The 21943-nt window shown below is 67.8% G+C and carries 11 protein-coding genes, 2 tRNA genes and 2 pseudogenes; 8 read left to right on the top strand and 7 right to left on the bottom strand.

The genetic code is table 11. The features are described from left to right. Nucleotides 1-392, bottom strand: a pseudogene (locus BSTEL_RS12545) (hypothetical protein); the annotation flags it as partial. Between the two features lie 236 nt (nucleotides 393-628). Further along, a complete protein-coding gene (gene lysS, locus BSTEL_RS03535; RefSeq protein WP_034527222.1) occupies nucleotides 629-2314 on the bottom strand; it encodes a lysine--tRNA ligase in 1686 nt (561 codons plus the stop codon). A 94-nt stretch (nucleotides 2315-2408) separates the two neighbouring features. On the opposite strand from lysS, the gene BSTEL_RS03540 reads away from it, so the two are divergent. The 5 genes and pseudogenes from BSTEL_RS03540 to BSTEL_RS03560 all read left to right on the top strand — a co-directional run bounded on the left by BSTEL_RS03540 (nucleotide 2409) and on the right by BSTEL_RS03560 (nucleotide 11500). After that, a tRNA-Pro gene (locus BSTEL_RS03540) sits at nucleotides 2409-2482 on the top strand. A 242-nt stretch (nucleotides 2483-2724) separates the two neighbouring features. Then, nucleotides 2725-3909, top strand: a pseudogene (locus tag BSTEL_RS03545) (MFS transporter); the annotation flags it as partial. A 161-nt stretch (nucleotides 3910-4070) separates the two neighbouring features. Beyond that, nucleotides 4071-7712: a 5'-nucleotidase C-terminal domain-containing protein gene (locus tag BSTEL_RS03550; protein WP_238567614.1), complete on the top strand. Its 3642-nt coding sequence runs from the start codon at nucleotides 4071-4073 to the stop codon at nucleotides 7710-7712. Nucleotides 7713-8212: 500 nt separating this feature from the next. After that, the gene (locus BSTEL_RS03555) at nucleotides 8213-10801 is read left to right on the top strand and encodes a DUF4037 domain-containing protein (protein WP_238567615.1); all 2589 of its coding nucleotides are present in this window, start codon (nucleotides 8213-8215) and stop codon (nucleotides 10799-10801) included. A 12-nt stretch (nucleotides 10802-10813) separates the two neighbouring features. Next, complete coding sequence (locus tag BSTEL_RS03560) at nucleotides 10814-11500, top strand: DUF4125 family protein (RefSeq protein ID WP_084686090.1); 687 nt, start codon at nucleotides 10814-10816, stop codon at nucleotides 11498-11500. Nucleotides 11501-11553: 53 nt separating this feature from the next. Here the strand turns inward: BSTEL_RS03560 and BSTEL_RS03565 are convergent, their stop codons facing one another. The 3 genes from BSTEL_RS03565 to BSTEL_RS12480 all read right to left on the bottom strand — a co-directional run bounded on the left by BSTEL_RS03565 (nucleotide 11554) and on the right by BSTEL_RS12480 (nucleotide 16392). Beyond that, the gene (locus tag BSTEL_RS03565; protein ID WP_034527225.1) at nucleotides 11554-13368 is read right to left on the bottom strand and encodes an alpha/beta hydrolase family protein; all 1815 of its coding nucleotides are present in this window, start codon (nucleotides 13366-13368) and stop codon (nucleotides 11554-11556) included. 512 nt (nucleotides 13369-13880) lie between these two features. Further along, the gene (locus BSTEL_RS11340; RefSeq protein ID WP_051922824.1) at nucleotides 13881-14501 is read right to left on the bottom strand and encodes a hypothetical protein; all 621 of its coding nucleotides are present in this window, start codon (nucleotides 14499-14501) and stop codon (nucleotides 13881-13883) included. Next, nucleotides 14494-16392, bottom strand: coding sequence for a PspC domain-containing protein (locus BSTEL_RS12480; RefSeq protein ID WP_051922825.1), 1899 nt, complete (start codon nucleotides 16390-16392; stop codon nucleotides 14494-14496). The genes BSTEL_RS11340 and BSTEL_RS12480 overlap by 8 nt, the downstream gene beginning before the upstream one ends. Before the next feature lie 113 nt (nucleotides 16393-16505). Between BSTEL_RS12480 and BSTEL_RS03580 the strand changes: the two genes are divergently transcribed. The 3 genes from BSTEL_RS03580 to BSTEL_RS03590 all read left to right on the top strand — a co-directional run bounded on the left by BSTEL_RS03580 (nucleotide 16506) and on the right by BSTEL_RS03590 (nucleotide 19912). Next, the gene (locus BSTEL_RS03580) at nucleotides 16506-17876 is read left to right on the top strand and encodes an ATP-binding protein (protein ID WP_034527228.1); all 1371 of its coding nucleotides are present in this window, start codon (nucleotides 16506-16508) and stop codon (nucleotides 17874-17876) included. A gap of 137 nt (nucleotides 17877-18013) precedes the next feature. After that, nucleotides 18014-18691 (top strand): LuxR C-terminal-related transcriptional regulator, encoded by a 678-nt coding sequence (locus BSTEL_RS03585; RefSeq protein WP_051922838.1) that lies wholly within the window; start codon nucleotides 18014-18016, stop codon nucleotides 18689-18691. Beyond that, nucleotides 18692-19912: an acyltransferase family protein gene (locus tag BSTEL_RS03590; RefSeq protein WP_034527229.1), complete on the top strand. Its 1221-nt coding sequence runs from the start codon at nucleotides 18692-18694 to the stop codon at nucleotides 19910-19912. 86 nt (nucleotides 19913-19998) lie between these two features. Here BSTEL_RS03590 and BSTEL_RS03595 read toward each other — a convergent pair. Together BSTEL_RS03595 and serS are read right to left on the bottom strand one after the other, a co-directional pair. Continuing rightward, a tRNA-Ser gene (locus tag BSTEL_RS03595) sits at nucleotides 19999-20083 on the bottom strand. A gap of 262 nt (nucleotides 20084-20345) precedes the next feature. Then, nucleotides 20346-21632 (bottom strand): serine--tRNA ligase, encoded by a 1287-nt coding sequence (gene serS, locus BSTEL_RS03600; protein ID WP_034527232.1) that lies wholly within the window; start codon nucleotides 21630-21632, stop codon nucleotides 20346-20348. Nucleotides 21633-21943 lie beyond the last annotated feature (311 nt).

The following is a 21943-nucleotide window of genomic DNA, read 5'->3' on the forward strand; positions in this document are numbered from 1 at the left end:
GACGCGACGAGGCGGCGCGGCTTGCCGGTCGCCGCCTCACTGCCGCCGCGCGACGCGTCCGTGCCACGGACGCCGTCGGAGTAGTCGTTGGCGAAGTTGACGGCGATCTGGAGGAACAGGGCGACGCCGACGCACAGGAGCGTCATGGCGACGAACCGGGCGAGCGCGCCATCGTAGGCGTACCAGGGGGCGAAGCACGGCCCCTTGGCCATCTCCAGATCGGCCCAGACGCGATCGTCGATCGCGATGCAGCTGCGGGCGGCCGGCGCGTCGAGCAGCCGCCACGCGCAGGCGGCGCCGACCAGCACCGGCGCGATCGACGCGGGCAGCGTCTTCGGACGGATACCGGACAGCCACAGGCGCAGTGATGCATGTGCGTGGCTCGATGACACGCTACGCGATGATTCCCGATTCATGATGATCCCCCAATCAATATGAATTGGCCCCCTCTGACGAGGGGGCTCCCGGCGCAGCCGGGTGGGGGAGAGACCACGGCCGCAGGCCGCAGGAAATGGAATCGACCTACGGCCGATGCGATATTCCCGCGGCCTATGACCGCTCCTCTTCTCTCCCCCAGTCAGCCTTCGGCTGACAGCCCCCTCGTCAGAGGGGGCTGAAAGTGATGCTATCAGCCGACGAGCGGCTTGACGAGCGGGAAGGTGATGGTCTCGCGGATCGTCGCGCCGGTCAGGGCGATGAGCAGTCGGTCGATGCCCATGCCCATGCCGCCGGCCGGCGGCATGCCGACGCCGAGCGCCTCGAGGAAGTCCTCGTCGATGTCGCACGCCTCCTCGTCGCCGGCGAGCGCGTCCTTCGCCTGGGCGACGAATCGCTCGCGCTGCACGATCGGGTCGTTGAGCTCGGAGTAGCCGGTGGCCAGCTCGAAGCCGCGCACGTAGAGGTCCCACTTCTCGACCACGCCCGGCTTGGAGCGGTGGCCCTTGACGAGCGGGGAGGTCTCGACCGGGAAGTCGCGCACGAAGGTCGGCTCGTAGAGCTTGTCCTCGTAGAAGTGCTCCCACAGGTGTTCGACGAGCTTGCCGTGGTTCTCGACCTCGTCGCGCTCGACGCCGAGCTTGTCGGCGATGGCGCCAAGGTGTTCGACGGAGGTGCCCGGGTGCTCGGGGCCGCCATTCGGGACGATCTCCTCGCCGAGTGCCTCGGACAGGGAGTCGTACATGCTGATCGTGCGCCATTCGCCGCCGAAGTCGTATTCGGTGCCGTCGAGCAGCGTCACCTTGTGCGAACCGTACACGTCCATCGCGGTCTTCTGCACGAGCTCCTTGACGAGCTGGCCGATCGTGTTGTACGTGCCGTACGCCTGATACGCCTCGACCATCGTGAACTCGGGGGCGTGCGTGGCGTCGACGCCCTCGTTGCGGAAGTCGCGGTTGATCTCGAACACGCGGTCGATGCCGCCGACGAGGCACCGCTTGAGGAACAGTTCCGGCGCGATGCGCAGGTAGAGGTCCAGGTCGAACGCGTTCATGTGCGTGGTGAACGGGCGGGCCGCGGCGCCGCCGTGCACGGTTTGCAGCATCGGGGTCTCGACCTCGATGAAGTCGTGGTTCGCGAACGTGTGGCGCAGCGAGGCGACCGCCTTGGAACGGTTGCGCACCATGTTGCGGATCTTCTCGTCCGCGATCATGCCGATGTACGGCTTGCGGGTGCGGGTGTCCTCGTTGAGCTCCTTGTGGAGGGCGGGCAGCGGCTGGAGCGCCTTGGCGGCGATCGCCCACTCGGTGGCGAAGACGGAGAGCTCGCCGGTCTTCGAGGAGATGACGCGGCCCTTCAGGTACAGGTGGTCGCCGAGGTCGACGAGCTGCTTGAACTGCTTGAGGGAGTCGGCGCCGATCTCCTTCTTGGAGATCATGCCCTGGATCTTCGTGCCGTCGCCGGCGGAGAGCTGCACGAAGTTGAGGCCGCCCGCGTTGCGGATGAACAGGACGCGGCCGGCGATGCCCACCATGTCCTCGGTCTCCTGGCCGGGTTCGAGCTTGCCGTCGTACTTGGCGCGCACGGATTCGATCGTGTCGGTCACATCGAGGTGGACCGGGTACGGGTTGACGCCGGATTCGAGCATCATCGCACGCTTGGCGACGCGCATCTGCACCTGCTCGGGGTGGGCCAGCGGGCCGAACTCCTTGTTGGACGGGTCGACGGCCTCGTCCAGGGTGGCGCCACCCTTGATCTTCTCGCGGATGGTCTCATCCTGCTTGAGCAGCATCTCCGCGCGTTCCACCGTGGTCATCTGCGGGACGGCGTTCTCGACGTTCTCGTCCTCGTTCGCTTGGGATTCTTGGGTTTCACACATAGGCACACAGTCTAGCGAGAAGGCGATACACGGCCGCGACACGCCGAGGTTTGCATCGCGAACTGAAGCATGTAATATATCCCCCGTTGCCAAACGGGCTGTAGCGCAGCTTGGTAGCGCGCTTCGTTCGGGACGAAGAGGCCGCGGGTTCAAATCCCGCCAGCCCGACAACTGAGGAACCGCTGAGAAATCAGCGGTTCCCTTTTTTTATTCTCTTTGGGCGCGGTCCCTGGGTTATGGGTTATGGGTTAACGACCGTGACGGACGTGGGCCAACCGTCAACCACGAAGGCCCGCCGCCCCGAAGACGCGAATCCGGTATGGGGTGAGGAGTAGCGTTGCGTATAACGTTTGATGCAAACGTATTCAGAAAACGTGTTTATCAAACTTATTCGTACACCAAGGGGAATCATGAAGAGAAGTCTGCTCGCGCTGGCAGCCGGGTCGTTCATCCTCGGCGCCGCCGAATTCGTGATGATGGGCATCCTGCCGCAGGCCGCGGCCGCCACCAACGTGGATATCCCGACCGCCGGTCACTACATCTCCTCCTACGCGCTCGGCGTGTGCTTCGGCACGCTGATGCTCGTCGTCGGCCGCAAGACCCCGCCGAAGCGGCTCATCATCCTGTTCATGGTCATCGCGTTCGTCGGCAACCTGCTCTCCGCGTTCGCCGTCAACGAGCCCATGCTGCTCGTCACGCGCTTCATCGCAGGGCTCCCGCACGGCGCGTTCTTCGGCACCGCCACATTCGTCGCCAAGACACTGGCCGACAAAGGCAAGGAGGCGCAATCCGTCTCGCTGATGGTGGCCGGACAGACCATCGCGAACATGCTCGGCGTTCCCGCCGGCACGCTGCTGGCCGAATTCCTCTCGTGGCGTCTGACGTTCGGCTTCCTCGCCGCATGGGCCGCGATGACGGTCGTCCTCGTGGCCGCCTGGGTCCCGGCCGTCGCACCGGTCAAAGACACCGGCATCAAGGGGCAGTTCCGCTTCCTTTCCAAGCCCGGCCCGTGGTTCATCATCGCGGCCATCTTCACCGGCAACGCGGGCGTGTTCTGCTGGTGGAGCTACGTCTCCCCGTGGCTGCAGAAGTCCGGCGGCTGGCAGTCCTCCCTGGTCCCGATGTTCATGATGCTTGCCGGTTTCGGCATGGTCCTCGGCGGACTGGCCGGCGGCTGGGTCACCGACCACTGGCGTCACGCCGGCACCGCCGCGCTCGGCCAGTCGGTCTCCTGCCTCGGCCTGCTCATGGTGCTCGTCGTGCCGGGCAACCATGTCTCGACCACCATCCTCACCTTCTGGATCGCGTTCGGCCTGTTCTTCGTCAACGCGCCCCAGCTGCTGCTCATGGCCGAAGCCGGTCAGGGCGGCGGCGAACTCATCGCCGGCGCCGCCGCGCAGATCGCGTTCAACTTCGGCAACGCCGTCGGTTCCGCGGTCGGCGGCATGACGCTCAACGCGTTGGCGATGAACTACCGGTTCACCGGTCTCGCCGGCCTGCCGCTCGGCATCCTCGGCGTCGCCCTGCTCGCCATCTACTCGTGGCGCTACGAGACCGACACCGACGCCATCCACCGTCTGCGTGAGATCCACGTGTGCCGTGCGCGCGTGACGTGTGATTGCTCACACTTCACGGAAGTTCACCTCCCGTTCGTCCCCGTCGCCCACCCCGGCCATGTCGCGGCCGTAGCGTGGGCCGTGTCCGGCACGAATCCGATGTCATGGATGCTCCGACGGACATGACGAAGGGAACCCAAGTGAAGCAAGTGAAGAGGAACACGCGTATCGCGACGAGACTGTTCGCCGCGATGGTCGCCGCGGCGACGCTGTCCGGCGTCGGCGTCGCGACGGCATCCGCGGACGAGACCGCGGCGCCCGCGAACGGCGCGGCGACCGCCGCGGCGAACGGCATCGCCGCGGGCGGCGCCTCCGACAAGTTCGACGCCGCGAAGTACGCGGCCACCAGCGAAGGCCGCTACGACGCCGCCACCGCCGGCGACGACGCGACCGTCTATTCCTACGGCGCCACGCGCGCCGCGAAACCGAATCTCGTCCAGCTGCTCGGCGAATACGACTCCTACTGGCAGCCGGCCACCGAGACCACGGGCGGCAAGGTCCTCAACAAGACCGTGCTCGACCATGACGACGATTTCGTCCAGAAGATCAACAACGCCGCGGCGGCGGGCGGCGACGGCACGGCCGCCACGCCGCAGCAGCAGCGCGCGCTCGTCGACGCCGACCTGAGCGCCGCCGAGACGCTGCCCGACTCGCTCGGCCCGGTCCTCGGCCAGTACTTCTCCGACGGACTCGCCGACGGCAGCCTGAACAAGGTGTCCGACGTCTTCAAATACGACACGATCTCCACCTCGACCGCGAAGAAGCACTTCCAGCATCCGCGTCCGTTCGAGGACCGCACGAACGGCGGCAAGAACGAGATCACCGACATCTCCGCGGGCATCAAGCGCGTGCCCGACTGGACCGACGCGCAGGGGAACACGCACTCCGCCGAATACGACGGCCTCGCCGGATCCGGCTCGTTCCCGTCCGGTCACACGACCGGCGCCTACTCGTGGGGCGTCGCGCTGGCCGGCATGTTCCCGCAGCTCGCGCCCGAGATCCTCGCCCGCACGTCCGAGGCGGGCAACAACCGCATCGTGCTCGGCGTCCACTACCCGCTCGACATCATGGGCGGCCGCATCGACGGCGAGGCCGCGAACGGCTACTACTGGAGCACCTACTACGACAAGTATGTGAAACCGGCCTCCGACCAGCTGCAGTCGTATCTGGCCGCCAAATGCGTGGCGGACGGCCACGCCACCAAGCAGGACTCCGACTACGCGACCGTGAGCGAGTGCGTCGACAATCTCGGCGCGAACGCCGCCAACGGCTACACGAACGGGTTCGTCGACGCGGTGAGCAAGGAGCCGGTCACCGACCGCGCCTCCGCGCTGCGCGTCTACAAGAACCGTCTGACCTACGGCTTCGCGAAGACCACCGCCGGCACCGCGTTCACCGCGCCGGAAGGCTCCGCCGACCTGCTGAAGATCGCCTACCCGAAGCTGCACCGCGACCAGCGTGAGGCGATCCTCGCGAAGACCGCGATCGACGGCGGCTACCCGCTCGACTCCACGTCCGCCGGCTGGCAGCGCCTCGACCTGGCCGCCGCGTTGAGCGCGAAGGTCACGCTGAACGAGAACGGCGACGTCGTCAAGGTCGAGCCGGGCGCGAGCGCGCCGAGCGTGATCGGCGAACAGTACGCCGACAACGGCGGCCACCCGGATTCCGACGGCAACGGCGGCTCCACCAAGCCCGACCAGCCGGGCAAGGACGCCAAGCAGGTGACCGTGTTCGACATCACCGACTTCCACGGCCACATCGAGACCGGCCAGTGGGTCGAGGCGGCGTACAGGAAGCTCGCCGTCGACCACAACCCGGGCAACAGCGTGTTCGTCTCCAGCGGCGACCTCGTGGGCGCCTCCCCGTTCGAATCCTCCTACTTCAAGGACAAGCCGACCCTTGAGATGGCGAAGGCGTGGGGCCTGAGCGTGAGCGCGCTGGGCAACCACGAGCTCGACAAGGGCACGGGCGACTTCAACGACCGCATCGCCGACCCGCGGTACGGCGTCGACTGGGTGGCCGCGAACATCTCCGGCGGCAAGCTCACCTCCAAGCGTCTCAAGCCGTACACGATCAAGACGATCAACGGCAAGAAGGTCGCGTTCGTCGGCGCCATCACCGCCGACCTCAAGAACGTGGTCTCCCCCAGCGTCATGCAGGGCGTGAGCGTGACCGATCCGGTCCAGGCGGTCAACAAGGTCGCCGACCAGCTGTCCGACGGCGACCCGTCGAACGGCGAGGCGGACGCGGTCGTGGCCCTCATCCATGAGGACGGCGACACGATCCGCGACGACGGCGCCGGACTCGACGCCAACGTCGACCTCGTCTACGGCGGCCACAGCCACCGGAACGAGTACGGCTCCACCACGAAATCCGGCGCGCCGATCATCGAGGCCGGCAAGTACGGCCAGGACGCGGCCGCGCAGGACCTCTACATCGAAGGCACCGGCAAGGACGCGAAGGTCACCGTGCAGAACGCCTCGCAGTACGCCGTCACGTACGTGACGAACAAGAACGGCACCGCGCCGTCCAAGGGCTTCGAGGGCGACGACAACGGTCCGGCCGCGAAGGTCTACAAGCAGGCCCAGGCGGATTCCGCCGCGGCCGGCGAGAAGGTCATCGGCACCATCGACAAGTCCACGGACTTCGCGAAGGGCGACTGGTCGGCCGAGACCCAGCTCGGCACGCTCAACGCGGATGCGGCGCTCGAATCCGCGAAGAAGACGGAGGTCGGCAGGAACGCGACCATCGGCTTCATCAACCCGGGCGGCCTGCGCACCGACGACCTCGACTCTGACGGCGACAAGCAGATCACCGTCAAGGAGGCGTACAGCATGCTCCCGTTCGGCAACGACAACAGCGTGGTCGACCTCACCGGCAAGCAGCTGAAGACCGTGCTCGCCCAGCAGTGGCAGGAGAAGGACGGCAAGTCCAACGTGGTGCGTCTCGGCATCTCGTCGAACGTGACGTTCACCTATACGCTGACTCCCGACGCGAACACCAAGGTGCCGGTCGCCACCGTCACCGACGTGTACGTCGACGGCAAGCAGATCAAGGACGACGACACGGTCACCGTGGCCGCCAACTCGTTCCTGCTCTCCGGCGGCGACGGGTTCACCGGATTCACCGCACAGGGCGCGCCGCGCCTCACCGGCACGGTCGACGTGCAGGGCCTCATCGACTACCTTGGCGCCCACCCGGATGTCAAGGGCGATGAGTCGCCCGCCGGCGTGCAGCTCAAGTCCTCGTCCGTCGAAGGCGGCAAGGTGACGCTCACGTTCGGTTTGCCGGTGTACGCGCACGGCCCGAAGCCGCTCGCGCTCGGCCTGTACGTCAACGGCGTGGACTTCGGCGTCAACGAGCTCGGCTCGGCGAAGCCGTCCGAGTTCACGGTGACGAAGACGCTGACCGCCGACGAGCAGGCGAAGTTCGGCACCGCCATCACCTCGGTCTACCCGCAGATGCTCTACACGCAGGCCCAGATCGACGACGCCAAGAAGGCGCACGCCAACGGTGGCCAAGGCGGCCAGCCCGGTGGCCAAGGCGGCCAGGGCGGTGGCCAGGGCGGCCAGGGCGGCCAAGGCGACAATACGCCGCAGAACCCGACGCCCGGCAAGGGCAACGGCGGCACCGGCGCGAACGGCACCGGCAAGGGCAACGCCGCCAAGGGCAACGGCCTGTCCAACACCGGCGCGTCCGTGGCGGGCATCGTCGCGGTGGTCGTGCTGCTGGCCGCGGCCGGCGGCGTGACCGTCGCCGTGCGTCGCCGCCAGCAGCGCTGACACCGAATCCGATGATTCGGTTCCGGCGTCCCAATCGGTGATTCGTTTCCGATGGGAACCAAATCACCGAACCGAATTCGGATCGGATCCGCTGGCCGGGACCTTCCAAGGCCCGGACCACGATTCCCTGGAGAGCCCGCGCGGGGCTCTCCCCGTTTTGCTTCCGTCCCGGAGTCCTGTTGTCGGGAAATCAGCCGCATGCTCCCGACAGCGGGACACTGAGCGGACGTAAGCGTCCCTGATTCCGGAGCAATGGTCCCGTTTCCCGACAATGGGACGCTGAGTCACCGCCAGAGTCCCGTTGTCGGGAGCAATACGCTCGTTTCCCGACAACGGGACACCACAGCGGCGTATGTCGCGGGAGCGTCGACAGCATCATCGCGGGACGGCAAGGACGCCCGGGAACTTTCGATGTAACGACACTCACAACGTACGTCGGGAACGGTCACAGTACGCTGGAAGGCAGTGACGAACGACATTCGCGATGGAGGGAACAATCGATGGCCGATGATGCAGTGGACGCCGACGCGCTCGGCGGTATGGAATCGTTTGCGGGAGATTCCGCGATGGACTCGGAACTGGAGGCGGCGCTGGAACGGATGGCCGCGAAGCATGCGCACGACTTCGGCGCCCCGCAGTATGAAAACGCGGATGCCACGGGTGCCGCCGACACGACACACGTCCCAACGACACACGCGCCCACGGGCGTCGCCGCCGCAACGTACGCCGCCGCAACCGACGGCGACGCCTCCACAACCGACAGCGACGCCTCCACAACCGCCGGCGACACCTCCGACGCCGCCGATGACGCCGCCCCCACGTTCGACGTGAACGGGTTCCTCACGGGGCTCGACGCGATCTTCGCGGCGCACGACGCGGCCGAAAAGGCCGGACCGTACCTCGAACAGGCGGCGGTCGACGCGGAGAACGCGGGCGACGAGGCCGGACTGCTCACCGTGCTCAACGAGACGATGGGATTCTACCGGTCGCAGGGCCGGCACGAGGAGAACCAGTGGATCGTGCAACGGGCCATCGAACTCGCCCTGCACATGGGGCTCGAAGGCACCGAGGCGTGGGCGACGACGCTCATCAACTGCGCGACCGCGATGCGCGCCGCGAAACACTACGACCAATCGGAGGACCTGTACCGGCAGGCGCTGGCATGCGCGGAACGCAACTATGAGCCGACGGACCGGCGGCTCGCCGCACTGCACAACAACCTGTCGATGCTGTACAGCGAGACCGACCGCATCGACAAGGCGGAGGCCGAACTGCGCGAGGCGCTGCGCATCATCGAATCGTCGAGCGTGAACCCGGACGCCGACATCGACGTGGCCTCGTCGCACACGAACCTCGCGCTCGTCCTGCTTCAGGAAGGCAAGCTGGAAGGCGCGGATTGGCACGCGGCAAAGGCGTTGGAAATCTACGCGGACGGTCATCTCGAACATTCGGCGCACTACGCGTCCGCGCTGGCCGGACTCGCACAGGTGCGCTACGCGGAACACCGGTATGCGGACGCAGTCGCCTACTACCGGCGCGCGCTCGCGGTGATCGAGGAATGTTACGGCACGGATACCGACTACTACCGCATCACCGAAGCGAACCTCAGGGAGGCCGAAGCAGAGGTGGGTGCGGGCGACGCTTCTTTGCCTCCCGCCAGCGGGAGGTGGCGCGAAGCGCCGGAGGGTGGTCAGCAGACAGGCATCCGCACGGCTGACGCCGACCACCCTCAGTCCGCTCCGCGGACAGCTCCCGCCAGCGGGAGCGGGAACACGACGTCCTCTCCTCTACCTCCCGCCAGCGGGAGCAGGGATGCGGCGTCCTCTCCCCTGCCTCCCGCCAGCGGGAGCGGGGATGTGACGGATGCTTCTTTGCCTCCCGCCGGCGGGAGGTGGCGCGAAGCGCCGGAGAGTGGTCATGCGGCACCCATCTCCGGCCTCAAACTCGCGAAAGCGTATTGGGAGGAGATCGGGCGTCCGATGGTGCGGGCGAAATACCCGGAGTATGCGGACCGCATCGCCGCCGGCCTCGTCGGGCACGGTTCGGAATGTTACGGCTTCGACGACGCATATTCGCACGATCATGATTTCGGTCCGCGCTTCTGCCTGTGGCTCACCGACGACGACTATGCGGCGATCGGCGCGCGATTGCAGGCCGACTACGATGCACTCCCCCGCGACTTCCGCGGATACGTGTGCCCGTCCGCCACCGCGGACGAGCCGACGGACACCGCCAGCGCCACCACCGCTAGCACCTACATCGACACCCCCACCCCCAGCGACACTGGCGCTACCAACACCACCAACACCTCAGCCACCCCGGCTAATCCGTCTAATCCGACGGCCCTCTCGCCGCTCACGCCGCGCGCGCAGGGCGCGTTCCGGCGTGACGGCGTGTTCCGCATCGGCGACTTCTTCGAGTCGATCACCGGATACCGCAAGGCTCCGGCGGCCGACGCGCCGCACGAATGGCTGATGCTCGACGAGGCGACGCTCGCCGCCGCGACGAACGGGCAGGTGTTCGCCGACCCGCTCGGCGCGTTCTCCGAGACGCGTCAAGGGTTCAAGGACATGCCGGAGGACGTGCGTCTCGCACTGGTCTCCAAGCGGCTCGGCATGATCGCGCAGGCGGGGCAATACAATCTGCCGCGCAGCCTGAAACGCGGCGACGGCGCGGCCGCTTGGCTCGCGATCGCCGAGTTCGTGGACGCGGCCGCCTCGCTCGTGTTCCTCGTCAACAAGCCGATGGTCGCCGGTTATCTGCCGTACTACAAGTGGCGGTTCGCCGCGCTGCGCAAACTGTCCGGCGGCATGTTCGCCCGGCTGGGCGACGTGTGCGGCAAGCTGGAATCCGTGATGCGCCTCGCTTCCGCCGCCTGCTACGGCGGCGCCGGCTTCGGCGAGGGCGGCAAGGGGTCCGCGCCGGCGGCCGAAACCATCGAACGTCTCGTCGAGGAGGTGGCGGCGTCCATCGTCAAAGAGCTGAAGCGCGACGGATTCACCCGCTCGGACGAGACCTTCCTCGAATGGCAGCGGCCGTACGTCGAGGAACATATCGCATCCGACGCCGCATGCCTGCACAGTCTGTAAGGAGCATCCCCGATGACCGAATCCAGCAACACCGCCGAAACCGCCCACGCCGCCGACCATATCGACGAATCCGACATCGCTACGCTGCGCGAGCGGATCGTGCGGCTGGAGTGGGACCAGTTCCAACGCACGAACAACGAGGGCGGACGCGCCGCATGCCAGGGCAACTGGCCGGTGTTCCACCAGATGCGTCTCGCCCAGTTCCTCACGTGGGACCGGCCGTTGCTTGAATCCTATGCGGACGACCTCGCCGAGGCGGACCGCGTCGGGCGCAATCTCGTCACCGAGAAATACGGGCGCATGATGGCCTCGACCGCGCCGGACGAGTACGCGCGCAACATCGAACCGTACATTCCGCGGCTGTCCGAGGGACGGGTCGCGCGGCAGGAGCGCGTCATCGCGACGCAGGTCGCATGGGCGCGCGACTTCCGTGCGCGCTACCCGCGGCTCGGCGAGGCGATGCGCGTGCTCACCACGAGCGAGGACACGCCTACGGCGACCTCGTTCGAAACATATCTGCGCGGCGAGCTCGGCACGTATTCGGACCGCACGTTCGCGCTGTACGAGGCAATGATCGCAGGGCGCGCGGCGCAAAGCGGCGGGCGCGGCGCCAACATCACCGAGGAGACGCTGCTGCATACGGTGCGGCTCGGCGGATTCTCGGACCTCGACGAGGCGGAGACCGCGCAAGTCGCATAGTCGTCACCCCCACGAAGCGAACGTCCACAAAACGAACGTCCACAAAACGAACGTCACGGGGTGAACAGGCCCCAGAAGGCCATGACGACGAGCGCGAGCAGCATGCCTGCGAGCGCGAGGAACGCGGCGAGCCAGTGCCAGCGGCCGACGAGCCACGTGGAGTGGAGTCCCGCCGTCGGGTAGAGGCCGTGTGTGATGTAGGCGCGGCGGATGCGCCACGCGTCCCGCAGCCGCACGATGAGCCACGCACACATCACGGTGCACATCACGCCGCCGACCCGCAGTGTGATGAATCCGGTCGTCATCAGCGTCGGATCGCGGCGCACGGTCAGCGCGCTCACGCCCACGTAGGAGAGGTATCCGGCGAGTGCGGCGAGCGTCAGCGTCGTCGCGGCGATGCCCCAGCCGAGGATCCGCCGCAACGTGCGCGAGTAGCCGACGTTGCGCACGTACGCGCGGCTCGTGCCGGGCCACGACCGCGCGGCGTCCGTCCCGCGCCGTCCGATCGCCGGGAATCTGCCGCGCAGGCCGCCGGCCACGTTCGCCGCGCCTTGCGCGCGCAACGTGGCGAGCCTGCGGCGACGCGCGAGTTCCGCGCAGCCGAATCCGATCGCCATGATGATGACGGCGGCGAAGCAAATCAGTGAAAGCCCGGTGAGTGCGACGAGTACGCCGAGCGAGCCGATGATGCCGGATGACGTGTCGCGCGGCGCGGCGTACTGCTGGTGCGGGGTCGCGCCGGCGATTAGCGGCGTGGTCCAGCCGTCGGCGCGTGTGCCGGCGGCCGCGCCTGAGGCGACGCCGTTCACCCAGTCGGCGAGGTCGCGCGTGTAGCCGTCGGCGAGCGGGAGTCCGGCGGTGAAGAGGCCTTGACCGGCGCGCATCTGATGGTTGGCGGCGTAGTAGCGGACGGTCACGTTGCGGTTGCCGTGGCGTGCGGCGTCGCGGATGATGGTGCGCGCGCCCTGTTCGATCGGCATGGCGGTGTCGTAGACGCCGTAGCCGACGAATACGGGCATGGTGAGCGAGCCGCGCACCGCGTCGGCGTCGAAGTCGGCGTACTGGAGGTCGAACGGCGCGAAGTCGAGGGAGAGGAGTTTGGCGACGTCCTTGACGACCGGCTGGGGTGCGCCGGCCTGACGCGCGTAGGCGCTCACGGCCATGGCCATCTGGTCGCGGCCTTTGTAGACGGGTGCGGAGGCGAGGATGCTGTAGGCGATGTCGCGGCGTTGCGACGTCATGAGCATGGAGATCCATGTGCCTTCGGATTCGGCGTACAGTCCGGTTTTCGTAGCATCGACGCCGGGGATGAGTTCAAGCAGGTCGAGCGCGGTCGTGTAGTCGCGTGCGAATCGTGGGTAGTCGCGGTGGAGCGGCGTGTAGTCGTCGGTGCGTTTGGCGGGGACGAGCGTGACGATGCCGGCGGAGGCCATCGCGTTGGCGATGTCGCCGAAGTCGTCGGCGGTGCCGGTGCCGGAGCCGTGGATGAACAGGCATGCGGGCCGCCTGCCGGGCGCGTCGACCGGTTCGCGCAGGATGGCGGGCACGGTGCCGCCGTTGTCGAGGTGGATGGTGAGTTCGCGCGTGCGCGTGCGGTAGGCGCCTTGGTGGTCGGCGAGGAAGGATGACGGGGATGGGTCGGGTGCGGTGGGGGCGGGGGCGGCGGGGTTCGTGGCATCGGTGGCGGCGGTGCCGGTGACGGCGGCGGGATTCGCGATGATGGATGTGTCCGCGGATGCGACCGCGATGTGGTCCGTGTAGGGTTCGGGACGCCACTGCGGCATCATCAGCATGCCGAGCGCGGCGAGGACGGCGAGCAGGGCGACGGCGGTGCCGGCGATTCGACACACCGTGCGCCACGCGTTCATCTCCCGCTCCTTTTCTCTGTCGACCTCTCCGCGGTATCTCATGGTTTCACCGGCACGGATTGTCACCGGTCTCACTGTGCGTCACTCTAGTTCTCTCCCCCGCAGGACACGCCTTCGTAGGCGGGAAGGCACCCCCTCAGTCAGCCTACGGCTGACAGCTCCCCCTGAAGGGGGAGCAAAGTGATGGATGGGATTCGTGGAACTCGCGTTCGACGACAGATCCCCCTGAAGGGGAGCAAAGAGGCTGTTGGATGATCGGGGACACGCCGACAGCCCGTGCTGGCGACCGTGTCGCCGGGCAACGGTTTGGCCCCCGATGGCGGGGCTCCCGCATCCAAGGCAACCGAGCCGGTGCGCGGGACAGGTTGTGCCCCCGCCGGCGGGGGCTCCCGGCGAAGCCGGGTGGGGGTGGTCGTTGGCCGGGCGTAGACCACCCTCAGTCTCACTGCGTTCGACAGCTCCCGCCAGCGGGAGCGGGGATGCGAAGCGCGGCTGAGGGGCCGGAAGCGGAGCTATTGCTTCCTGCGGCCGGCGACCGCCTTGGCGATGGCCCAGATGACGGCGACGAGGATGAGGACCACGCCGATGCCGCCGAAGAACAGGGCGGTCAGGGTCTGCGGGTCGATGCCGAGCATCCAGACGGTGACGTCGGGCAGGCGCAGGCCGAGCAGCAGTCCGAATGCGCCGACGAGGATGCCGACGACGCCGAGCAGGATGGTAGGCACGCTCGGCCCGCTCGGGGCGATCGCCGCCGGCGCGGGGGCCGCGGATTGTGCGGAGGTCGGCGCTACCGTGGGATTCTGCGGCATCGATTCAGGCTTGGGTTCGGGCTGCTTGGGTTCGGGCTCCGGCTCGTCGTCGGCGACGCCCATCAGGCGGTTCAACGGGGTGTTGAGATCCACGGCGGGGAGGGGCTTGTCGAGGACCTGTTCGGTGGGCGGGGCGATGTCCGGCTTCACGTCGGCGGGCGCGGGCATGGCCTGCGTGTCGACGATGTCCTGCAGGGAGTGGTTGCGGGAGTCGTCGAATCCCTTGTCCGCGACGGCCTGTTCCGCGGATTGTTCCGCGGGCATGGCCTGCGTGTCCATCGTCCTGATATTCGTGGTCTTGTCCAGAGTCTTTTCGTCAGTCATCGGAGTGCTCCTTCTTGTCGTTCGCGCCGGAATCCTTGGAACCGGAATCCTTGGAACCGGAATCGTTCGTGCCGGAGGCGGTCGTGTCGCCGTTCTGCACGGCGTAGTGCTTGCGGGTCGTGAGGTCGAGCGAGGCGACGTCGTTCTTCGCGATCTGCCTGACGAAGTCGGTGTAGCTGGGCAGCAGCGTCTCGGAGGCGTAGCGCACGATCACCTTGCCGGAGACGCCGGAGGCAACGTTGATGAGGAACGAGCTTTCGTCGGTCTCGCCGTTGCCCTGCCAGTCGTAGTTGCCGGACTGGTAGCCGTCCGCGTTCATCATGCTGTCGTCGCGATTGTCGCGGACTCCGGCCAACCGCTCGAGGAACGGCACCTCCAGCGTCGTCGTGCCGTTGTTGCGCACGATCTGGTCGTAGCCGCCCAGCGTGTCGCCCTGCGTGTAGACGAATCCGCCGGAACCGAACGCGTACGGGCATCCGTCGGGCAGCGTCACGTACACGTGCGCGTTGCGTACGGACAGGTTGATCTGCCCGGCCGGGCATCCGGCCTTGTACGTGTTCGTCCGGTCGCCGCCGTAGCTCCAGTTGCCGTATTTGCTCAGGTCGATGTTCGCGGTGCTCAGGTCGTAGTCGACGCCTTGGAAGTGGACACCCTGTTCGAGTGTGCGAAAGGTCTCCGGACTCGAATCGGACACCCAATAGTTCATGTTCGGGTTGAGGGATGACGTGCCGTTCGAACCGTCGCTGTAGACCGCGTCGGAGTTCTCGCCGAGTCGCGCCTGCACGGCGACCATCCCGTACGCGTTCTCGGATCCGGCGCTCGACCCGGCTCCCAATCGCACTTCGGTGTAGCCGTTGCGGACGGTGTTGATGTCGTAGGTCGAGTAGCCGGCGACGCCGGTCGCGACGATCATGCAGCAGGCGACGAATCCGGCGATGAGCGCGAGCGGGATGAGTCCGCCGGAGCGGCGCCCCACAGCACCGAGGATGACGAGCAGCACGCCCATCGCGATGCACACGGCGGATATCCACACGGTCATCATCGTGACCGCGTTGACGATGCTTTCACCGGTGTGGCTGTCGGCGTACCCGTGCTCCATGGCGAGCATCACGGCCGCGCCGGAGACGAGCGACAATCCCATGACGAGCAGGACGAGGAACGGCCCGGCCGGTTTGCGGCGTGCGCGGCGCGGCGTGGGCGCGGGAATCGCGGAGACGGGGATCGTCCGCATCGTCGGCATGGGCGCGGGAGCGGGCGCGGGACCGTAGGACGGAGCCCCATAGGACGGTGCCCCGTAGGCCTGTGCCGGACTGTAAGGCGCTGCCGGACCTGCCGGCGAACCGGCGGGATTCACCGGCGCGCCTTGGGGAGGCACCGGGCCGCCCGGATACGCCGGCCCGCCGGCCGCGCCCCCGCCCGGATACCCGCGCGGCGGCACCGGACTGTACGGCCCGTTCGGCCCCTCTTTGCGGTAGCCGTACCCGTAACCGTGCTGCTGGCGCATGCCGCTCTGGCAGATGGCCCACAGCGCGACGGCGGCGACGGCGATCGCCACCCATCCGGCGCCGACGATGAGCACGGCCACGCCGAGCATCACGAACGCGCCCAGACAGTTCCAATCCCACCTGCCGGCGACGAGCTCCTCGGCGAGGATGCGCCCGTCGCGCGCGTCCGGCAGCATCAGCCACGCGAACGCGTACAGGGCGGCGCCGAAGCCGAACAGGAAGGTGAAGACGATCATCAGGGCCCGCACGAGCGTGGGGCTCCATCCGAGGCGGGCGGCGATGCCGCTGCACACGCCGCCGATCCAACGGTCGTCGCCGCGCACCACGCCGGAGGCGCGGAACCAGGCGAACACCTTGGGCAGAATCTTGTTGTTGTTCTCGTTCATGCCTCCATTACAGCAGCCGCACGCTTGCACGACCGTCGGGGAAACCCCTGATTCTTCCCTGAACCCGGGCTAGGAATCCTGATTCCACACCCCGAAGCGGGCACAATGGAGGCATGACCTCACCGAATCTCCCGCCCCTGCGCCCGGCGAAGCTCCCGCTCATGCGCCCGACCCGCGGCCGCATGCTCGCCGGCGTCTGCAAAGGCGTCGCCCTGCATCTGGGAATACCGACCGGCTGGGTGCGGCTCGCGTTCGTCGCGCTCACGTTCCTGTGGGGCGCGGGCGTCGCCGCCTACCTGTTCCTGTGGATGTTCGTTCCCGTGGGCGATCCGTTCGCCGCGGCCGCGGCGGCCGCCCAGGCGCAGGCCACGCCGGTCGCGAACGCGCCGCTCGCCGCCGGCAACCGCGACACGGCGACCGGCCGCACGCGCGCCGAATCGGCCGCCGAGGCGATGCATGGTTCGACGGAGAACGTGGCGACCGCGATCCGCCGCATCCCGCTGCCGACGCTCGTCGCATGCGTCGGTCTCGCGCTCGTCGCGATGAGCGTCGCATTGGGCGGCACGAATCATGCCGACCTCATCATGCCGCTGCTGCTCGCCGCATGCGGTCTCATCGCCGCGTGGTCGCGGTTCGACGCGAAGCAGGGCCGCATCCCGACTATGGTCGCCGGTCTCGTCCTCATCTTCCTCGCCTATGTGGCGTATGTGACGACCGTCATGTATTCAGGCACGCCATTCCCCCGCCGCATCATCGTCGCCGGTTTCCTCATGCTCGTCGGCGTCGTGCTCGCGATTCTGCCGTGGGCGGGCGCGACGCTGCGCACGCTGACCGCCGAGCGCGCGATGAAGGAGCGCGAGGAGGAGCGCGCCGACATGACCGCCCACCTGCATGACGGCGTATTGCAGACGCTCGCGCTCATCCAACTGCACAGCGCGGAACCGGACATGGTGTTCACGCTCGCCCGCGCGCAGGAGCGCGAGCTGCGCGCGTGGCTATATCAGGAGCGCGTCACGTCGGATCGTTCGGTGAGCGCGGGCGTGAAGGCGATCGCCGCCGAAGTGGAGGACGGTCACGGCCGTCCGATCGACGTCGTGACCGTCGGCGACGCGCGTCCGAGCGCCGCGACGGACGCGCTGCTCGACGCGACGCGGCAGGCGCTCGTCAACGCGGTCACGCACGGCGGCGAACCGGTGTCCGTCTACTGCGAGGCGGGCGCGCGGGCGGTCGAGGTGTATGTGCGCGATCACGGCGACGGCTTCGACGTGGACGCGATCCCGCCGGACCGTCTCGGCATCCGCGAGTCGATCGTCGGCCGCGTGCGCCGCCGCGGCGGTACAGTGGAAATCGTGTCGCGGCCCGGGTGGGGCACGGAAGTGCGCATGCGCATGCCGGTCGCGGCCGCGCCGGAAGGCGCCGGCGCGGCCGGCGGCGCGCGCACGACGGTCGACGACGATGCGTCGCGACGGGACGGGAAGGAATGATGGACGCGATGACGGAGGGATACGGGATGACGATGCGTGATGACGCGACGACGGGAACGGCGACGGGCGACGCGGCCGGAACGACCGCGACGGGCGACGGCGCGCGAATCCGCGTGGCCGTGGTCGACGACCATGAGATGTTCCGTGCGGGCGTGACCGCCACGCTGCGCACCGAATTCGACATCGTCGGCCAGGGCGCGGACGTGGACGGTTCGATCGCGATGATCGCACGGACCAAGCCCGACGTGGTGCTGCTCGACGTGCACGTGCCGGGCGGCGCGGGCGGCGGAGGCGCGGAGATCCTGCTCAAGTCGAAGGCGTACTCCCCCGCCTCGGCGTTCCTCGCACTGTCGGTGTCCGACGCGCCGCAGGACGTGGGCGCGGTGATCCGCGCCGGCGCGCGCGGCTACGTGACCAAGACGATCACCGGCGCGGACCTCATCTCGTCGATCAAGCAGGTGCACGAGGGGTACGCGGTGTTCTCGCCGAAACTCGCCGGATTCGTGCTGTCCGCGTTCCAAGGCGCGGCCGGCGCGGACGCTGTGGGCGCAGGCTTCGGCGCGGGACTCGGCATGGCCGGCACAGGCGGCGCGAACCGCTACCCGTCGCATGACGAGGAGCTCGACCGGCTTTCCCGCCGCGAACAGGATGTGATGCGCCTGATCGCGCGCGGATACACGTACAAGGAGGTCGCCGCCGAGCTGTTCATCTCCGTGAAGACCGTGGAGACGCATATGAGCGCCGTGCTGCGCAAGCTCCAGCTGTCGAACCGCACCGAACTGACCCGGTGGGCGGCCGACCGTAGAATCGTGTGAATGACCGATGACGAATCCGTCCAGATGACCACGCGAGAGACCGCGCAATCCGCTCCACGCCCCCGCCGCGCGCGCAATATGCGCGTGGAGATGCTGCGCGTCGCCGCGATCCTCGGCATCGCCGTGTTCCACACGTTCCAGCCGTGGTTCGCCGTGGTCGCCGTCGCGACGCCGATCGACCGTCTGCCGGCGGAGCTGCAGCCGGTCGCGGCGAATCCGGCGGCGATGTGGGTGCTCGGCATGACCGCGCTGCTCGGCGCGTGCGGCAACCACATCTTCTACATGATCTCCGGGTTCTATCTCATCCCGTCCGCGGCGACGAAGCCGCTGCGCGTCCAATGCGCGGCGACCGTGCGACGTGCCGCGATCATCGTGCTGTCCGTGCTGTTCTACGTCGCCGTATGCGCCGTCATCAATGTGTTCACACCGGTGCCGCGTTTCGGCGCCGTCGGCTGGTGGGGCATGGGCCTCGAATTCGTCTGGCTGTATCTCGTGTTCGTCGTCGTCGCGCCGGCGGCGGCGTGGCTGTTCGCGCGCATGGACGCGCGGACCCGCCACGCGCTCGCCGCGCTCGCGCTCGTGATCGTGTTCGCACTGAACGCGTACATCGCATTCGTCGCGCCGGAGGGCGGCCGTGGACTGACCGACTGGCGCAAGCTGATGAGCGCGGTCACGTATCTGGCGACGTTCCTGTTCTCCGGCATCCTCGGCATGGACGTGCGTGCGGGCCACGCCGCGACGCCGCGGTTCTGGCGGCGCGCGCTGGTCGCGGTCGTCGCCGTGACGGCGCTGCTCGAAGCCGTGTTCGCCGTGGCCGGCGCGCGCGGATTGCTCATGGCGATGTCGTTCAAATCGACGTCGCTCGTCTCGTTCCTCGCCGCATGGTTCGCGCTGATGGCGGCGGCGACCGGCGGCGACACGCGTCGCGACGCCGGCGGCGCGGATGCCGCCGAACCGGCGCGGCCGCACGCGATCGTGCGTTTCGCGGCCGCCGTCGCGTCCGGCATCCTCGGCTTCTACATCGCGCAGTCGCTGACGGGCGGCCTGTGGCACGACCGTTGCACCGCGCTGATGACGTCGCTCGCCGCGCACGGCGGCGCGGGCGTCACCGGCGCGATCGCGTTCGCACTGCTGTTCTCCGTCGCATTCGTGCTCGTCGTGACGGTTGTGGACCGGTTCACGCGTCAGCCGCTGCTGCGTGCGATGCGGCTGCTGCGCTAGACTGTTGCGCGGTTGAACGACGGTGGGAATACACGCGAATACACGGAACGGGGCTTCGGAGATTTCCGAAGCCCCGTTCGTTACGGCGGACAGAGCGAGATTCGAACTCGCGGAAGGTCGCCCTTCAACGGTTTTCAAGACCGTCTCTTTAGACCGCTCAGACATCTGTCCGTATCGCGCATGCTCCATTTCGGCCGCATGCACGACGATTCATTATACAGAAGGTGCGGAACACGCCCTTCCGCCTTCACGGCGGCGCGCCCCACACCCCTAAACCGCCCCCGGCATCCCATGGTGCGGCAAAATCCCCATGGTGCGGTAGGTCAAAACGGCTATTTTCCGCCGTTATGGAGATTGTGTGTTACCGCACCATGGGGATTGGGCGGGATGGGATGGGTGGGATGTGTGGTGGGTGGTTACGCCTTTGGGGGCGTCAGGCCTCCCACTTGGTGGGCTCGATGACTTCCTTGCCGCCCATGTAGGGACGCATGGCCTTCGGGATCTCGATGGAGCCGTCCTTCTGCTGGTGGTTCTCGAGGATCGCGACGAGCCAGCGGGTGGTGGCCAGCGTGCCATTAAGCGTGCTCACCGGGCGGGTGGAGCCGTCCTCGGTGCGCTCGCGGATGTTCAGGCGACGGGCCTGGTACTCGGTGCAGTTCGAGGTGGAGGTGAGCTCGCGGTAGCGGCCCTGGGTCGGCACCCACGCCTCGCAATCGAACTTGCGGGCGGCGGAGGAACCGAGATCGCCGGCGGCGGTGTCGATGATGCGGTACGGCACCTCGACCTTGGCGAGCATCTCCTGCTCCATCTCCAGCAGGTGCTGGTGCTCCGCGTAGGAGTCCTCCTGCTTCGCGTAGACGAACATCTCCACCTTGTCGAACTGGTGGACTCGGATGATGCCGGAAGTGTCCTTGCCGGCGGCGCCCGCCTCGCGGCGGTAGCAGGAGCTCCAGCCGCAGTAGCGCAGCGGGCCGTTGCCGAGGTCGAGGATCTCGTTCTCGTGCATGCCAGCCAGCGCCACCTCGGAAGTGCCGACGAGGTACTGGTCGTCGGGCTCGCGCAGACGGTAGATCTCGTCGGCGTGGGAGTTGAGGAAGCCGGTGCCGCGCATCACTTCGGGACGCACGAGCGTCGGGGTGATGGCGAGCGTGAAACCGTGCTCCTCGGCCTGATCGACGGCCATCGTGAGCATCGCGATCTGCATGCGGGCGACCTGGCCGCGCAGGAAGTAGAAGCGGGAGCCGCCGACCTTGACGCCGCGGCGCATGTCGATGCCGGCGACCTCGGTGCCGAGGGTCAGGTGGTCCTTCGGCTCGAAGCCTTCGGCCGCGAAGTCGCGGATCTGGCCGACCTTCTTGACGACGACGTAATCGTCCTCGCCGCCTTCCGGCGCCTCCGGCTCGACGATGTTCGACAGCTTCCACATGGCGGTGGTGTATTCCTCGGACGCGGCGTCCGCGGCGGCCTTGTACTCGGAGACCTTGTTGGCGAGCGCCTTGGTCTCGGCGATCAGCTTGGCCTTCTCGTCCGCCGGGGCGGCGGCGACCTTCTTGCCGATTTCCTTCTGCTGGGCGCGGGCGGCCTCGAATTCCTTGAGGGAGGAGCGGCGCGCCTCGTCGGAGCGCAGGACCTCGTCGACGAGTTCGACGGACTCGCCGCGCTTGCGCTGGGATTCCTTGACGACATCGGCGTGTTCGCGAATGAATTGAATATCAAGCATGCCGCCCAGCCTACCGCCGTAAGCCGACACGCGGGGCGCGGGGCCTGACCGGGTCCTGTCCCGCCTGTATCGTCCGTTCCCCGCTCCTGCAGCGCAGCGCAGGCGTCCCCGTGCCAAATGCGTCGGTCCCGCACCAAACGTGGCACGCAACCGACGCCTACAGACCTCGCAGCATCGTCACCGCGCCAAGCGTGGCGCGCATCCGACGCAGACAGCTAGCTCAGCGTCGGTTCCGTGCCAAGGGCGGCACGCATCCGACGCCTACGGCCTTCGCAACGTCGGCGCCATGCCAGATATGGCACGCAACCGAC

It is taken from the genome of Bifidobacterium stellenboschense, from assembly GCF_000741785.1.
In the GTDB taxonomy this organism is placed as follows: Bacteria; Actinomycetota; Actinomycetes; order Actinomycetales; family Bifidobacteriaceae; genus Bifidobacterium; species Bifidobacterium stellenboschense.

Coding starts and splice junctions, on each gene's coding strand:
- BSTEL_RS12480 (WP_051922825.1), bottom strand. CDS start 16,392: ATGAACGAGAACAACAACAAGATTCTGCCCAAGGTGTTCGCCTGGTTC.
- BSTEL_RS03555 (WP_238567615.1), top strand. CDS start 8,213: ATGGCCGATGATGCAGTGGACGCCGACGCGCTCGGCGGTATGGAATCG.
- BSTEL_RS03585 (WP_051922838.1), top strand. CDS start 18,014: ATGTTCCGTGCGGGCGTGACCGCCACGCTGCGCACCGAATTCGACATC.
- serS (WP_034527232.1), bottom strand. CDS start 21,632: ATGCTTGATATTCAATTCATTCGCGAACACGCCGATGTCGTCAAGGAA.
- BSTEL_RS03560 (WP_084686090.1), top strand. CDS start 10,814: ATGACCGAATCCAGCAACACCGCCGAAACCGCCCACGCCGCCGACCAT.
- BSTEL_RS03590 (WP_034527229.1), top strand. CDS start 18,692: ATGACCGATGACGAATCCGTCCAGATGACCACGCGAGAGACCGCGCAA.
- BSTEL_RS03565 (WP_034527225.1), bottom strand. CDS start 13,368: ATGAACGCGTGGCGCACGGTGTGTCGAATCGCCGGCACCGCCGTCGCC.
- lysS (WP_034527222.1), bottom strand. CDS start 2,314: ATGTGTGAAACCCAAGAATCCCAAGCGAACGAGGACGAGAACGTCGAG.
- BSTEL_RS11340 (WP_051922824.1), bottom strand. CDS start 14,501: ATGACTGACGAAAAGACTCTGGACAAGACCACGAATATCAGGACGATG.
- BSTEL_RS03580 (WP_034527228.1), top strand. CDS start 16,506: ATGACCTCACCGAATCTCCCGCCCCTGCGCCCGGCGAAGCTCCCGCTC.